Genomic DNA, 13,467 nt, shown 5'->3' on the forward strand with positions numbered 1-13,467 from the left:
GCGCCCACGGACGTCCGTCGCTCAGGCCGACGCCTCGGTGAGCGTGCGGACCTCCTGCTCCGTCAGGCTCAGCTCCGCCACGCCCAGCAGCGCCGGCAGCTGCTCCACCGTCCGCGCGGAGGCGATCGGCGCGGCCACCGTGGGCTGCGCGGCCAGCCAGGCCAGGGCGACCGTGGCGACGGGGGCGTCGTGGGCACCGGCGATCTCGTCCAGGGCGGCGAGGACGCGCCGGCCCCGCTCGCTCTCCAGGTACCTGGCCGCGCCGCCCGCCCGCGGGCTGTCGACCTCGGCGCCGGGCCGGTACTTGCCCGTGAGGAACCCGGACGCGAGGGCGTAGTACGGCACGGCGGCCAGCCCGGACCGCTCGGCGAGATCGCGCAGCCCGCCCTCGTAGGTGTCCCGGGAGACCAGGTTGTAGTGGGGCTGGAGGGCGACGTACCGGGCGAGGCCCTCGCGGTCGGAGAACTCCAGGGACGCCGCGAGGCGCTCGGCGGAGATGTTGGAGGCGGCGATGTGCCGGACCTTGCCCGCCCTCACCAGCTCGTCGAGCGCGCCGACGATCTCCTCGACCGGCACTTCGGGCTTGTCGAAGTGGGTGTAGTAGAGGTCGATGTGGTCGGTGCCCAGGCGGCGCAGCGAGGCGTCGGCGGCGGCCTTGATGTTCGCGGCGCTCAGGCCCGGGTACTCGGGGTGCTGGCTGACCTTGGTGGCGAGGACGACGCCATCGCGGTTGCCGCGGGAGGCGAGCCACGCGCCGATCGGCGAAGGAGGTGTCCTGGTCGGCGGTCCAGCCGAAGACGTTGCCACCGAGGGCGAGGGGGAAGATCTCCAGGTCGGAGGCGCCGAGCTTGCGCAGAGCAGTCATGTCGTGCGTCAACGAACGCACCGGAGCCCGGGATTCCGGAGGCGGGGCAAAATACCCGCAAACCGCAAACCGCCAGCCGGCAGCCCTGACGTCGGGGGGTCGCCGTCAGGACCGCCGGGGTTCGGGAACCGGCGGCGGGGGCTCAGCGGGCGAGGCTCAGGGGGTGAGGCCCTTGCTCTGCAGCCACGCCATCGGGTCGATGCCGGCGCCGTCGCTGGTGTGGACCTCCATGTGGAGGTGGGCGCCGGTGACGTTGCCGGTGGCGCCGACGCGGCCGATGACGTCACCGGTGGTGACCTTCTGGCCGACGCTGACGCTGATGGACGACTGGTGGGCGTACCAGATCTCGGTGCCGTCGTCGAGGGTCAGCACGGTCTTGTAGCCGTACGACCCCTCGTAGCCGGCCGACGTGATCGTGCCGCTGTGGACCGCCTTGAGCAGCGTGCCCGTGGGAGCCGCGAAGTCGAGGCCCGTGTGGTACCCGGAGGACCAGTAGGCGCCGGCCTGGCCGAAGCTGGAGGAGATGGTGTACGAGGAGGTCGGCAGCGTGAACTGCTTGGCCAGCTTCGCGAGTCGCTCGGCCTCGGCCTTCTTCGCGGCCTCCTCCTCCGCCTTCTTCTTGGCGGCGGCGGCCTTGGCCTCGGCCTCCTTCTCCGCCTTGGCGGCGGCCTCCGCGGCCTTCTTCTCGGCGGCGGCAGCGGCCTCGGCGGCGGCCTTGGCCTCGACCTGGGCCTGCTGCTGCTCGGCCTGCGCCATGATCCGGGCCCGGAGCGTCTCGCCGGCGTCGGCGGCGCCCTCGGTGGCGGTGGTGTCGGCGGCGACCGCGGCGATGCCGCTGAGCGGGGTGGCGGAGCCCTGCGGCTCCGGTTCCGCGTCGTCGGAGATGATCGAGCCGACGTTGGGCAGGTCCGGCATCGAGATGGACACCGGCGGCTTGCCGGTCTGCGCGGTGGCCATGCCGCCCGCGCCGACCGCGGCTATGACACCGACGCCGAGGACGGTGGAGCTGCGGGCGAGTCCGCCGCGCTGCTTGGCCACGCGGTGCCGGCCGCGTACGGGGCGGATGGAGTCCGCGGTGGGATTCCACTCCTCCCAGGGGCCCTCTTCGGTGCGGTGGCCGTCGAAGCCGAAGGTGTCGGTGTCGTGCGTGAGCGGCACGAACGGGGCCTCGGGGGCAGGCCGGTTGGACGCCACGTGGGCGTACTCCTTTCCTTCCTTCTCGCCTACCGGGTTAGCTGACGGGTTCGGAGCAGGAAGGTCTCCTACGCGCGTATAACCGCCGTGTCTCCACGGCGTCGTACGAGCGATTCACCCCAATGTGGTGGTTCCCCGGTTCCCTTGCGGGATTCGGCGCGTGCGCACGGAGCCGCCTTCTGTGACGGCTGGGACGACCGCGCTGCGTTATCGAACGTTAATAGACGCGGGCCTCGTATTCCAAGCCGTTCCTCTTGATCATTAACGAATCCCGGACGGACGCAGGCCTCAGGAGCGGTGAAAACCGGGCAACTTGACCGCCCCTCAGTCCCATCTTCCCCAACCACTTTTTCTGACGGTGTGTCAGTTGTGATGCGGAGGGCGCTTGCGTCGTCACCGGTTGTGATCACGGCCGTCGTACGGCGAGCAGGGCCATGTCGTCCGTCATGCCGCCCCCGGAGTGCCGGCGGACGTCCTCGGCGAGGGTGTCGAGCAGTTCCGTCGGGTGCCGGAAGGCGCGGCCGGCCAGCCGCGCCTGCGGATCGTAGAACTCGCCCCGGGCGTCGCGGGCCTCCGAGAGCCCGTCGGTGTACAGCAGCAGCGTGGCCCCGCCCGGGAAGGGCGCCTCGTCCGCCCGGTCGGGCCACACGCCCAGTTCCCCCATCCCCAGCGGCAGCGCCGACTCCCGGGCGGGCAGCGGACACAGGGTGCCGTCGGCGTACAGCAGCAGGGGCGGCGGATGGCCGCGGTTGACGATGCGCACGACCCCGTCGCCGTGCGGGAGTTCGGCGAGGACGGCGGTGGTGAACCCCTCGAAGGCGTCCAGGCCGTCGCGCCGGGTGCCCTCGCGCGCCAGCGCCCGCTCCAGCCGCTGCGCCACCGCCTCCAGCGTCGCCTCCTGCTCGGCCGCCTCCCGGAACGCGCCGATCACCACGGCGACGGCGGCGACCGCGCCCATGCCCTTGCCGCGCACGTCCCCGACGATGAGCCGGATGCCGCGCGCGCTGTCCTGCACCGCGTAGAGGTCGCCGCCGATGAAGGCGTCGGCCTGCGCGGCCTCGTAGCAGGCGGCGATCTCGAAACCGCCGATCCGCTCGGCGGGCTCGGGCAGCACGGCGCGCTGGGCCGCCTCGGCGATCTCCCGCACGGTGACCAGCCGCTCGCCGGTACGGCGGACGAAGGCGTTCACGAAGACGGCGAGCGCGGCGACCGTCGCGATGGTGATCAGCTCGGTGAGGGAGTCGACGTAGTGGATGACGCCCTTGGTCAGTTGCAGCCCGATGACGGCGGCGACGACGGCCGCCCCGGTGAGTGCCGTGCCGCGCCGTGAGTAGAGCGGGGCGGCGACCAGCGGCGCGGCCGTGTAGAGGGGGGCGGCGGTGAAGTAGCGCGGGGTGAGGATGTCGTACAGGACGGCGACGACGATGAGCAGCACGGGGAGCAGGCGGATCAGGGACCGGCCCCGGAGAGCGCGACGCCGCTGGTCGGGGACGGTGGACGGCACCGGCTCGACGACCGCCCCGAGGCCCGGGTCGGGCACGGGATCACCGGGGAGCCGACCGCCGGCCCTGGCGTACGCTCCCTCGCCGTCCACGTCACCTGGCCGCACCACTCGTCTCCCGCCACCCCGCATGTCCGCGCCGCTTGCCGTCCCGTCCTCCAGGTTTCCCCGGGCGGGGGCGGGGGGCGAGCCGCGGGGGCCGATCAGGTGACGGGGCCGGGGACGGAGTCCGGACGGCTCTGCAGGCGAGGACCGGGCCGGACCCTGAACGCACCGAAGGCCGGAACCCTTACGGATTCCGGCCTTCGGTCTTGAGTAGCGGGGACAGGATTTGAACCTGCGACCTCTGGGTTATGAGCCCAGCGAGCTACCGAGCTGCTCCACCCCGCGCCGTTGTGTTCTCCACTGTACGTCATCCCGGGGGCGGAATGCACATCCGTATCCCGCTACCCCTCCAGGTGACGGTTCGGCGCCGTCGCCCGCTCCTCGTACTCCGGCAGTACGACGACGGTGGCGCCCCCCGCGGTGAGCACCCCGCTGCCGTCGGCCCCCGGCACGAAGGTGTCCGGCTCCCGCCAGGCCGTGACCACGCGGCGCACCCCGGCGTCGAGGATCAGCCGGGCGCAGGGCGCGGGCCGGGAGGCACGGCGGGCGCACGGCTCCAGGCTGCTGTACACGGTGGCGGTCGTGAGCCGCGGGTCGGCGGGGTCGGCCTTGGCGAGCGCGGCCTCCTCCGCGTGGACGACGGGGTCGCCGCCCTCCCGCGAGTGCCCGCGCGCCAGCTCCGTCCCGTCGGCGGCGACCACGACCGCCCCCACGCTGAACGCCGTGCGGGACGGCGGGCACACCTCGGCCAGCTCGCAGGCGAGGGCCAGCCAGTGCCGGTCGGCGGCGGTGACGCGGTCGCCGGTGCCGGGGGCGGTCGGCAGGTACCGCACGAGCACGACGTCCTCGATCCGCCGCGACTCCACCAGCCGCAGGCGTCCGCCCTGGTATCCCCCGGGCCCGAACAGCCGGGGGGCGCCCGGGTCCCCCACGAGCAGCGGGGCGAGGACGAGCTGCAGTTCGTCGGCGAGTTCCAGCCGCAGCAACTGGCTGTGCACGGTCCCGCCCCCCTCGACCATGAGCCGCCGCACTCCCCGCCGGTCGTGCAGGTACTCCAGCGCCGCCCGCCAGTCGAGCACGTCCCCGAGCGGCACGACGTCGGCGCCGATCCCCAGTGCGCGGGCCCGCCGGGCGCCGTCGTCCGTGGTGAGCAGCACCTTCTCCCCGCCGGTGTGCCAGAACCGCGCCGCCGGGTCCAGCTCGCCCGTGGCACTGACCGTGACCTTGACCGGGTACTCCGCCTTCCCCGCCGCGACGCGCGCCGCCCGCCGCCCGGCGTCGTTCACCAGCAGCCGCGGGTTGTCCGCCCGGATCGTGCCGGCCCCGACGAGGATCGCGTCCACCGAGGCCCGCACCTCGTCGACCCGCTCGAAGTCGGCCGGCGAGGAGAGCAGCAACCGCTCGGGACCGGTGTCGTCCAGGTAGCCGTCGAGGGAGACGGCGGCGGAGAGGAGGACGTAGGGGAGGGGCATGGGCTTACTCCGGTGAGGCGGGAGGGCGGGCGGGCGCGGGCAGACCCACGCTATGAGACGCCCCTAGCCGCCGTCGGCCACGGGCAGGCGCCGCCCGCGTGACTCCGCGACCCGCAGTACGTCGGCGAGGCACTCGGTCAGCCGGATGGCGGTGTAGCGGACCTCGGCGTTCGGGGTCACGGGGTCGTCCAGCAACCGACGGGCGGAACGGAGCACGTCCAGCCCTACCCGTCCCCGACGAGGCCGCCCCCGTACCTCCACGACATCACCTCATGACCGCGGCCCCGCTCTCCTTCGGGAGGGCAGGGCCGCTTTCGTGCGTCTGCGGTCAGTCGTCCAGGTCGATGCGGAAGTCGACGATGGTGGTGTCGCCGCGCCGCACGATCGGGTGGGCTACCTCGACGATGCGTCCCGTGTCGGCGATGTGGCGGCGGGTGTACCGCAGGACCGGTACGCCGCCGCCGATGCGGAGCGTCGTCGCCTCCAGTTCGGTCGGCATGCCCACCGTGAAGGACTCCGTGATCGCGGTGATGCGGATGCCGAGGCTGCCGAGCTGCGCGCGGGTGCCGCCTGGCCAGGGCTCGTTGATGGGGTCGGCGACCGGGGTGCCGGCGACGTCGGACCAGCGGACGTAGCTTGTGGACATCTGGGTGGCCTGGTCGTTGTCGTGGAACACGAAGTGCCGGGCAAGGAGCCGTTCGCCGGCCTCGCACTCGAACAGCGCGGCCAGCTCGGTGTCGGCCTTCACGCGCTCGAACCGCTTGTCGAGCCGGTACTCGGACCAGCCGATGCCCTGGTCTCGTGTGTAGGGCGTCGACTTGGCGCCGGGCGTGGACCGGTAGCGGTCGGCGGCCATGCGGTGGATCGGCGGCCGCGGCCGCACGCGGGTGCCCGCCCGGGCCCGGGTCTCGATGAGGCCCTCGGTGGCGAGGAGCCGGAGTGCGTTCCTGATGGTGGTCTCGGATACGCCATATGAGGCACACAGGGCGGGCAGGGTCGGCAGCTGGTCGCCGGGGGCGAGCTGGCCGGAGGCGATGCGCTGCCGCAGCTCACCGGCGATGCGCAGGTACTCGGGCTGTGCCACTGCCGTACCACCGTTCCACGTGATCGCGTCAATCTGAGTACACATACTCTCCCCTCCCTCTTGACCAGCGCCAACTGCGGCGACAATCTGTGTACAGATAAGCAATATCCGTACACAGATAGCCACCGTCTGCGGGGTACAGCCATGCCCGAATCGGGTCACACGTGGCAGAAGGCGTTCAAGGGCGAGCCCATCGAAGCGCCCCACGTCCGCCTGTGGGTCCGTGGCCGCGTCGAGCACCCCGATGCCCCGCTCGTCGCCGACGAACTGTTCGTCGCCGTCCTCGGCTCGGGAGCCCTCGTCGTCGAGATGACCCTCTCAACCGCCGGCGCCCGCATCCGGATCACCGCGCAGGGCCCCGACCCGCTGCCGCTCATCCACAGCCACGGCCCCGGCTGGTCCATCCTCACCGCCCTCTGCCACAGGGCCGGGCTGACCACCGACGAGAGCGGCCTGTGGGGGCAGTTGGGGGGCTGCTCGTGATCGCCGAACTGCCCGCAGTCTCCGCGCTGTCCTGGGCGCAGTACTCGGGGTGGGCCTGCACCCTGTGCGGCGCCTTCCTCGCCGTGACCGGAGGTATTTCCGTGGGCCGCGCCCAAGGCCGCTCCGGAAGCCACGACTTGAGCGTCGAGGTGTACGCCTGCCTGCCCCTGTCCGGCTGTGGACCCGCGCGCCTCACCCAGACTCCCGCCCGCCACCAGCGGACGGGCCGGACGCCCCCGACCGGGGGCTCCATCCACACCAGGAGGACATCGTGACCGTCGCGTTAGACCTCGCCAGCACCACCCGCACCCGGGACCCGCAGGAACTCCTCAACGCGGTCGCCCCCCACATCACCGAGCTGACCGTCAACGTCTTCGACTCCGGCATGACCCTCTGGGACCGTGAGGTCGCGCTGCTCCTGCGCGACCACACCATGGTCCGCGACATGGCCGAGCGCATCCTCGACAACGCGGTCATGTACGTCATGGGCTCGATCGAGAACCCGGACGTCCATCTCGGCGTCGGCAAGCTCGTCGACATCGGCGTCCACCAGCTCATCCTCGACACGCCGGTCTGGTGGGGCCTGTGCCGCCTGTACAACGGCGGCCGGTACAAGCACCACGCCCCGTTCATCGAGCGCCGTAGCGACGGCCTGTGCCTGCGCACCAGCGACTTCCTGCGGTCCCAGGGCTGGGACATCGACGAGGAGCTGTGGGCCATCGACGGCGCGAACTGCAGCCCCTGCGACAACAAAGTCCCCGACAGCCACTGACCGCCGCTACAGTCGGCCCCTGCCCTCACGGCACCCCGAGGGCAGGGGCCTCCCCGCGACCAGGAGAACCACTGTGCCCGTACCCCACGACATCCCCGCCGAGATCGAACTCTGGGACACCTTCGCCAAGAGCGCGTTCGACGCCGAGGCCGAGCCCTCGTTCTGCTGGACGCAGTACACCGGCCACGGCCCCGGGCCCGAACTCCTCGGCACCCCGGAGTCGGTGCTGGAGATCGGCTGCGGCACCGGCCGCGCGCTCGCCACCCTCGCGCAGCAGGGCGTGAAGGCGACCGGCGTGGACCTGTCGCCGCGCATGGTGCAGCTGGCCGGTGAGCGGTGGGCGCCGCTCGGCGTGCGGATCGAGCAGGCGGAGATCCTCGACTGGCTGGCCACCGACACCAGCCGGTACGACGCCGTGTACTCCATCTTCGGCGCGGCCTGGTTCACCGACCCGTCCCGCCTCTTCCCCCTCGTCCGCGAGCACCTGGCCCCGGGCGGCGTGTTCGTCTTCTCGCAGCCGCCGGCCATCCCCGGGGCCTACGGCCCGCAGGGCATGTACAAGGGCGGGTTCGCCGGGAAGGCGATGTTCACCTACCGCTACAGCTACAAGCCCGCGGTGTGGGAGCGGCACCTGATCCGGGCGGGGTTCGCCGAGGTGGAGGCCCGCATCATCGACGCCCCGCAGGAGGGGCACATCGGCACCCTCATCGTTCAGGCACGCGCCTGAGCAACCTCCCGAGGCGGCCCGGGCCGATCGCGCTGTGGCTCCCGAGCGGCCTGCCCCTGTCACCCCCGTCGGGGGCGGGCCGCTCACAGTCGTGCGAGTTCCTCCAGCTCGATACCCATGGCGTCGGCGATCCGGATCAGGGTGTCCAGCTTCGGAGAGGAGTGGCCCTGCTCGATTCGGCTGTACGTCGCGACGTCGATACCGGACCGGCCGCACACGTCGGCCTAGGACAGATTCAGGTACTCGCGCACGCGCGGGATCTGCTCCCCGACCTGGCGGCGGCGGGCGATGACCCGGTCGTCGGGCGGGGTGGGGCTCTTTCTTGAGCGCACGATCCAGATAGGTTACGGTGAGGTCATGGCAAGGACCCGGGAGTTCGACACCGAGGCGGCGGTGAGCCGCGCGATGGAGCTGTTCTGGACGCGTGGCTACGAGGCCACCTCGGTGCGCGACCTGACCGGGCACCTGGGGATCGGGCAGGGGTCCTTGTATGCGGCGTTCGGCGACAAGGACGGCCTGTACCGGGCGGCGCTGGAGCATTACCGCACCACCCTCGCGGCGGCCGCCCTGCGCAGCCTGGAGGAGGGGTCGGACGCCCGGTCGGCGATCCGCACCATGCTGGTCGAGCGGGTCCGGATCGCCGTGGCGGACAATGGCCGGGGCTGCCTGGCGGTCAATGCCGCCTGCGAGCGCCTGCCGGAGGATGCGGCGATCCGGCGCACCGTGCGCGACATGCAGGACGCCAGCCGGGACGCGCTCGCCGAAGTGCTGCGGGTCGCGGCGGAGCGGAGCGAGATCGCGAAGCGGCACGACCCGGACACCCTCGCCGCCTTCCTCGTCACCTTCCTCAACGGACTGCTGGTCTCCGCGAAGATCACGCCGGACGTCCGCGCCCTCGAACCCCTCGTGGAGGTCGCGCTGGCCGCCCTCGACTGACTTTTTCATGCGCGAAATCTGTATCGCACGATCCAGAAAAATCGCCGGTGCCCGCTCGGACAAAGGGACCGGCGACCCCGCCCCGGTTCAATCGACGACTTCGGAGGACCCATGCCCCGCGCATCCGTCCCGGGTACGCCCGCTCTCGGCGGAAGCCGCTGGAACACCTTCCCCGCGGCCGGCACCACCCTGACCGCCCGCGAGTTCCTCACCGCCACCGAGCCGCTGCTCCAGGGCATCATCGACGACAACGCCCTCACCAGTGCCGACAGCGAGGTGCTGGAGGGGCAGATCCGCGCGACGCTCGCCCTCGGCTCCCGGGAGACCTCCCTCCCGCTGTTCCTCGGCCCGGACAGCGCCTCGGCAGCGCGCGAACTGGGCGCGCAGGCCGAGACGATCGGCCAGAAGCTCGCCTCCTGGGCGACCGAGGCGCTGGAGAGGCTGCTCACCCATCCGGTACCGCTGCCCGCCGGCCCGCTGGTCGTCCGCAGCCACTGCTACGGCCACCTGCTCACCCCTCCCGCAGCCGATCTGCTCCGCGGCCGTCGCGGCGGACCGGTCACGATGCAGCTCTACAACGAGTGGCTCCACCAGATGGTCCTGCTGCGCGACGCCCTGCTGCCCTTCACCAACTGGCAGGACGTCCCGCTCCTGATCACCCCGACCGGACTGCGGCACACCGAACCGGCCCGCGACGCGTTCCTCACCGAACTCCTGGTCCGGCAGATCCGGCACACCAGCATCGTGGCCTTCGCCCGCAACGTCGTCACCGGCACCTCCGGTCCGGCCGGCTACGGCTTCGAGGCGGGTGGCGGCACCGCCCTGCCCGCCGTCCTCGGCCAGCCACCCCTGACCGCGCCCCGGCACCTGCTGACCTGGCGCCCCGACCCGGCCGTCGGTGAAGCCGCCACGTACGTCACCGGGGTACAGGACTACTACGCCGCACCCCGCACCCTCGTCGAGGACCTGCCGCCCGCCACCACCACATCCGGCCCGCTCTCCGCCCGTACCGTCACCGCGCCGGTCGCCGACGGGACCCGCACCGCCCGCATCGAGGTCACCCACGAGGGCACCACCGCCCACGTCGACCTCGGCCAGGCCCTGCGCGGCCACCGCTTCGCCCACCGGGAGGGCCCCGCCGCAGGCGACGCATCCGGCACCGCCGACGTCTGGTCCGCGCTGCGCGCGCCGGGACTGGTGTGGACACAGGGCGGCGACGTCGCCCTGGACGCCACCGGTCAGGAGGACCTCGTCGTACTGGCCCTGCTCGGCCGGCTCTACCCGGAGAACGTCACCCTGCGCCCCGCCGGCCGTTCCGCCGGTCCGACACCCCCCGGCGGCAGCGGACCGAGCCACCTGGTGACCCTCGTCGACCCTCCGCAAGCCCACTGACACCCGCATCGCGACGCACACCACGAAGGTTGAAGAACATGATGTCCGACCATGAAGGAACGCCCGTCCGCACGGGCCGAGCCGCCGTGAACGGAACGAGCCTGCACTACCGCACAGCCGGGTCCGGCCCTGCGGTGGTGCTCCTGCACGGCGTGCCCAAGACCGGCTACCACTGGCGCCACCTCGTCCCGGAGCTGACGCCCCACTACACCGTCGTCGTCCCGGACCTTCGCGGTCTCGGCGACTCCGCCCGCCCGTCGGACGGCTACGACTCTGCGACGATGAGCGACGACATCGCAGAGTTGATGAACCACCTCGGGCACCGGACATACGCCGTGGTGGGTGAGGACTGGGGAGCGGTGATCGGCTACCAGCTCGCCGCCCGCCACCGCGACCAGGTCACTGCTCTCGTGTTCGCGGAGGCACTGTTCCCCGGATTCGGCTTCGAGGACCACACGGCCCTCACCCCCGAGAACGTCTCCAGCGGCATGCACCTGTGGCATCTGGGCTTCTACTTCCAGCCCGACGTACCCGAGATGCTGATCACCGGACGCGAGCGCGAGCTGATCACCTACATGATCAAATACGAGCGCAGCCGGCCCGACACCGCCACCCCCGACGCGGTCGACGAATACGTGCGCTGCTACTCCATGCCCGGCGGCATCCGCGCGATGCTCTCCATCTACCGGGCCATGCTCGTCGACGCCGAACAGAACCGGCAGACCGCACAGAAGAAACTGGACATCCCGGTCCTGGCACTGGGCGGATCCGCGTTCATCGGCGACCGCAACGAGTCCCAGATGCGACTCATGGCCCACGACGTCACCGGGCATGTCTTCGACGCCGGCCACGACCTCGCAGAGGAAGTACCCGACGAGATGACCGACGTCCTCCTGCCGTTCCTGGCCACGCACCAGTAACCGCACCCGGCCGCCGAGACCGGCGATCTGCAGCGGCCCGGCACGGCGAGGGCCTCGTGCCTGACACGAACGATCTGGTTCCGCACAGCCAGGGCGACTTGGACGCCTCGCAGGCTGGGGCACGAGCGGAGGGACTTGCCAAGCATCGCAAGCGCTCACGCACGGCATCGAAAACGAAGCAGTGCCCGACCCGGCCGAAGCCGACTCAGGCACTGCACAGCAGGTCAGAGGGTGTTTCCCTCCCCCGCTAGCGGTAGGCCCTGTGGGACTCGAACCCACAACCAATGGATTAAAAGTCCACTGCTCTGCCAATTGAGCTAAGGGCCCAGGGCGCGTGTTGCGTGATGTTGCCACACCGAGCATAGCCCGACGCGGCCGAGACTCCGATCGGGTATCGGGAGTCGGCCGCGTCGGCGCGTGTCAGGGGCGGGCCGTCACGGATCCACCGGCTCGGGGGCGTTCGCGCGGGCGGCGACGCGGGCCCGGGTGCGTTCGTGGTCGGGGTTGAGGAACCAGTGGCGGGCCGAGGCCAGCCACCAGGTCGCGGCGAAGCCGAGCACCACCAGGACGGCGACCGGCGCGTAGTTGAACGTCTCCCAGGTGACCGGGGAGACCTGCGGCAGCATGAACAGGACCGTGATGACGCCGACCCACGTCACGGCCACCACGCCCACCGCCCGCGACCACCGGCCCAGGTGCCACGGCCCCCGTTCGAACGCGGCGCCCTTGCGCAGGCGCAGCAGGGTCGGGATGGCGTACGCGATGTAGAGGCCGATGACGGCGATCGACGTCACCGCCGCGTACGCCGTGACGTTGATCAGGTACGGCAGGCCGAGCACCAGCGCGCCCAGGGCCGCCAGCCAGACCGCCGCGACCGGCGTGCGGGTGCGCGGGTTCACCGTGTGCCAGACGTGGGAGAAGGGCAGCGCGCCGTCGCGGGAGAAGGCGTAGATCATGCGGCTGTTGGCCGTCACCGACGCCATCCCGCAGAACAACTGCGCCCCGATGACGACGAGAAGGAGCAGCTTCCCGGCGGTCGCGCCGAGCGCGTCGAGCAGGATCTGCGCGGGCGGCGCCCCCGTGGGGGACGTCAGGGCGCCCTCGTAGGACTGGATGGCGAAGGTGAAGCCGAGCAGGAGGACGAAGCCGGCGATCCAGGACGTCCAGATGGCGCGGACGATGCCCTTGGGGCCGGCCGTGGACGCGTCACGCGTCTCCTCGGTCATGTGGGCGGAGGCGTCGTAGCCGGTGAAGGTGTACTGGGCCATCAGGAGGCCGATGAGGACGACGTAGACGCCGCTGCCCCAGCCGGTGTTGTTGACGAACTCGCCGAAGACGAAGGACGCCGACTGGTGCTGGTCCGGCGCGAAGGTCAGCGCGCCGACGATGACCGCGACGCCGATGACGTGCCACCAGACGCTGATGCTGTTGAGCAGGCCGACGATGCGGACACCGAAGGTGTTGAGCAGGCCGTGCAGGATCAGGATGGCCGCGAAGAGGAGGATCGTGCGGCCCGGGGTGACCTCGAAGCCGAACTGGAGGTTCAGGTAGGCGCCCAGGAAGGACGCGGCGCCGAAGTCGATGCCGGCGGTCACCGCGACCTGGCCCAGCACGTTGAACCAGCCCGTGAACCACGCCCAGGCGGCCGCCGTACGGGGCGGCGCGAGACGGTGCGCCCAGAAGTACAGGCCCGCCGACGTCGGGTACGCCGAGCAGATCTCGGCCATCGCCAGGCCGACGAAGAGGGTCATCAGGCCGACGGCGACCCAGCCCCACGTGATGACGGCGGGGCCGCCCGTGTTCATGCCGAAGAGGTAGAGGGTCAGGCAGCCCGACAGCACCGAGATGATGGTGAAGGAGACCGCGTAGTTGGAGAACGCCGACATGCGGCGGGCCAGAACCTGGGTGTAGCCGAGCTGGGCCAGCCGTTCCTCGTCCGAGAGCCCGCTCGCCTTGGCGTCGTCTGTCATGCCCCCAGCAATTCCCCTGCGGGCTACGTGACATGCGTCACTCGGT

General features: G+C 71.6%; 12 protein-coding genes, 2 tRNA genes, 1 pseudogene and 1 riboswitch. Of the genes and pseudogenes, 6 read left to right on the top strand and 9 right to left on the bottom strand.

Annotated elements, in window-relative coordinates:
• Positions 1-21 precede the first annotated feature (21 nt).
• From ACFIF2_RS28075 to ACFIF2_RS28100, 6 genes and pseudogenes are all read right to left on the bottom strand, one after another.
• A pseudogene (locus ACFIF2_RS28075) lies at positions 22-865 on the bottom strand (aldo/keto reductase).
• Positions 866-1,021: 156 nt separating this feature from the next.
• On the bottom strand, positions 1,022-2,059 hold the full coding sequence (locus ACFIF2_RS28080; RefSeq protein WP_395576035.1) for a M23 family metallopeptidase: 1,038 nt from the start codon (positions 2,057-2,059) through the stop codon (positions 1,022-1,024).
• 11 nt (positions 2,060-2,070) lie between these two features.
• Positions 2,071-2,228: riboswitch (cyclic di-AMP (ydaO/yuaA leader) on the bottom strand.
• 237 nt (positions 2,229-2,465) lie between these two features.
• On the bottom strand, positions 2,466-3,668 hold the full coding sequence (locus ACFIF2_RS28085) for a PP2C family protein-serine/threonine phosphatase (RefSeq protein WP_395576036.1): 1,203 nt from the start codon (positions 3,666-3,668) through the stop codon (positions 2,466-2,468).
• Between the two features lie 208 nt (positions 3,669-3,876).
• Positions 3,877-3,950 (bottom strand) — tRNA-Met (locus ACFIF2_RS28090).
• A gap of 56 nt (positions 3,951-4,006) precedes the next feature.
• Entirely contained in the window at positions 4,007-5,137 is a 1,131-nt protein-coding gene (locus tag ACFIF2_RS28095) for a dihydrofolate reductase family protein (protein ID WP_395576037.1), read from the bottom strand.
• 328 nt (positions 5,138-5,465) lie between these two features.
• Positions 5,466-6,266 (bottom strand): GntR family transcriptional regulator, encoded by an 801-nt coding sequence (locus ACFIF2_RS28100; protein ID WP_395576038.1) that lies wholly within the window; start codon positions 6,264-6,266, stop codon positions 5,466-5,468.
• Between the two features lie 99 nt (positions 6,267-6,365).
• Here ACFIF2_RS28100 and ACFIF2_RS28105 point away from each other — a divergent pair, with 99 nt between their 5' ends.
• From ACFIF2_RS28105 to ACFIF2_RS28115, 3 genes are all read left to right on the top strand, one after another.
• On the top strand, positions 6,366-6,704 hold the full coding sequence (locus ACFIF2_RS28105) for a hypothetical protein (protein ID WP_395576039.1): 339 nt from the start codon (positions 6,366-6,368) through the stop codon (positions 6,702-6,704).
• 271 nt (positions 6,705-6,975) lie between these two features.
• A complete protein-coding gene (locus ACFIF2_RS28110; RefSeq protein WP_395576040.1) occupies positions 6,976-7,476 on the top strand; it encodes a hypothetical protein in 501 nt (166 codons plus the stop codon).
• Between the two features lie 73 nt (positions 7,477-7,549).
• Positions 7,550-8,203 (top strand): class I SAM-dependent methyltransferase, encoded by a 654-nt coding sequence (locus tag ACFIF2_RS28115; RefSeq protein WP_395576041.1) that lies wholly within the window; start codon positions 7,550-7,552, stop codon positions 8,201-8,203.
• 83 nt (positions 8,204-8,286) lie between these two features.
• On the opposite strand, the gene ACFIF2_RS28120 is transcribed toward ACFIF2_RS28115, so the two are convergent.
• Positions 8,287-8,421: a helix-turn-helix domain-containing protein gene (locus ACFIF2_RS28120; RefSeq protein ID WP_395576042.1), complete on the bottom strand. Its 135-nt coding sequence runs from the start codon at positions 8,419-8,421 to the stop codon at positions 8,287-8,289.
• 139 nt (positions 8,422-8,560) lie between these two features.
• Here ACFIF2_RS28120 and ACFIF2_RS28125 point away from each other — a divergent pair, with 139 nt between their 5' ends.
• The 3 genes from ACFIF2_RS28125 to ACFIF2_RS28135 all read left to right on the top strand — a co-directional run bounded on the left by ACFIF2_RS28125 (position 8,561) and on the right by ACFIF2_RS28135 (position 11,451).
• Positions 8,561-9,139, top strand: coding sequence for a TetR/AcrR family transcriptional regulator (locus ACFIF2_RS28125; protein WP_395576043.1), 579 nt, complete (start codon positions 8,561-8,563; stop codon positions 9,137-9,139).
• A 111-nt stretch (positions 9,140-9,250) separates the two neighbouring features.
• The gene (locus ACFIF2_RS28130) at positions 9,251-10,531 is read left to right on the top strand and encodes a hypothetical protein (RefSeq protein WP_395576044.1); all 1,281 of its coding nucleotides are present in this window, start codon (positions 9,251-9,253) and stop codon (positions 10,529-10,531) included.
• 38 nt (positions 10,532-10,569) lie between these two features.
• Entirely contained in the window at positions 10,570-11,451 is an 882-nt protein-coding gene (locus ACFIF2_RS28135) for an alpha/beta fold hydrolase (RefSeq protein WP_395576045.1), read from the top strand.
• 254 nt (positions 11,452-11,705) lie between these two features.
• Here the strand turns inward: ACFIF2_RS28135 and ACFIF2_RS28140 are convergent.
• Positions 11,706-11,778, bottom strand: a tRNA-Lys gene (locus ACFIF2_RS28140).
• 107 nt (positions 11,779-11,885) lie between these two features.
• Positions 11,886-13,421, bottom strand: a complete 1,536-nt coding sequence (locus tag ACFIF2_RS28145; protein ID WP_395576046.1) for an amino acid permease — start codon at positions 13,419-13,421, stop codon at positions 11,886-11,888.
• Positions 13,422-13,467 lie beyond the last annotated feature (46 nt).

The sequence above is a fragment of the Streptomyces sp. BK79 genome, from assembly GCF_044142145.1.
In the GTDB taxonomy this organism is placed as follows: domain Bacteria; phylum Actinomycetota; class Actinomycetes; order Streptomycetales; family Streptomycetaceae; genus Streptomyces.

Bases quoted from the DNA above. Each gene is read 5' to 3' on its own strand.
- ACFIF2_RS28095 (WP_395576037.1), bottom strand. From the start codon at position 5,137: ATGCCCCTCCCCTACGTCCTCCTCTCCGCCGCCGTCTCCCTCGACGGC.
- ACFIF2_RS28100 (WP_395576038.1), bottom strand. From the start codon at position 6,266: ATGTGTACTCAGATTGACGCGATCACGTGGAACGGTGGTACGGCAGTG.
- ACFIF2_RS28105 (WP_395576039.1), top strand. From the start codon at position 6,366: ATGCCCGAATCGGGTCACACGTGGCAGAAGGCGTTCAAGGGCGAGCCC.
- ACFIF2_RS28125 (WP_395576043.1), top strand. From the start codon at position 8,561: ATGGCAAGGACCCGGGAGTTCGACACCGAGGCGGCGGTGAGCCGCGCG.
- ACFIF2_RS28130 (WP_395576044.1), top strand. From the start codon at position 9,251: ATGCCCCGCGCATCCGTCCCGGGTACGCCCGCTCTCGGCGGAAGCCGC.
- ACFIF2_RS28135 (WP_395576045.1), top strand. From the start codon at position 10,570: ATGATGTCCGACCATGAAGGAACGCCCGTCCGCACGGGCCGAGCCGCC.
- ACFIF2_RS28145 (WP_395576046.1), bottom strand. From the start codon at position 13,421: ATGACAGACGACGCCAAGGCGAGCGGGCTCTCGGACGAGGAACGGCTG.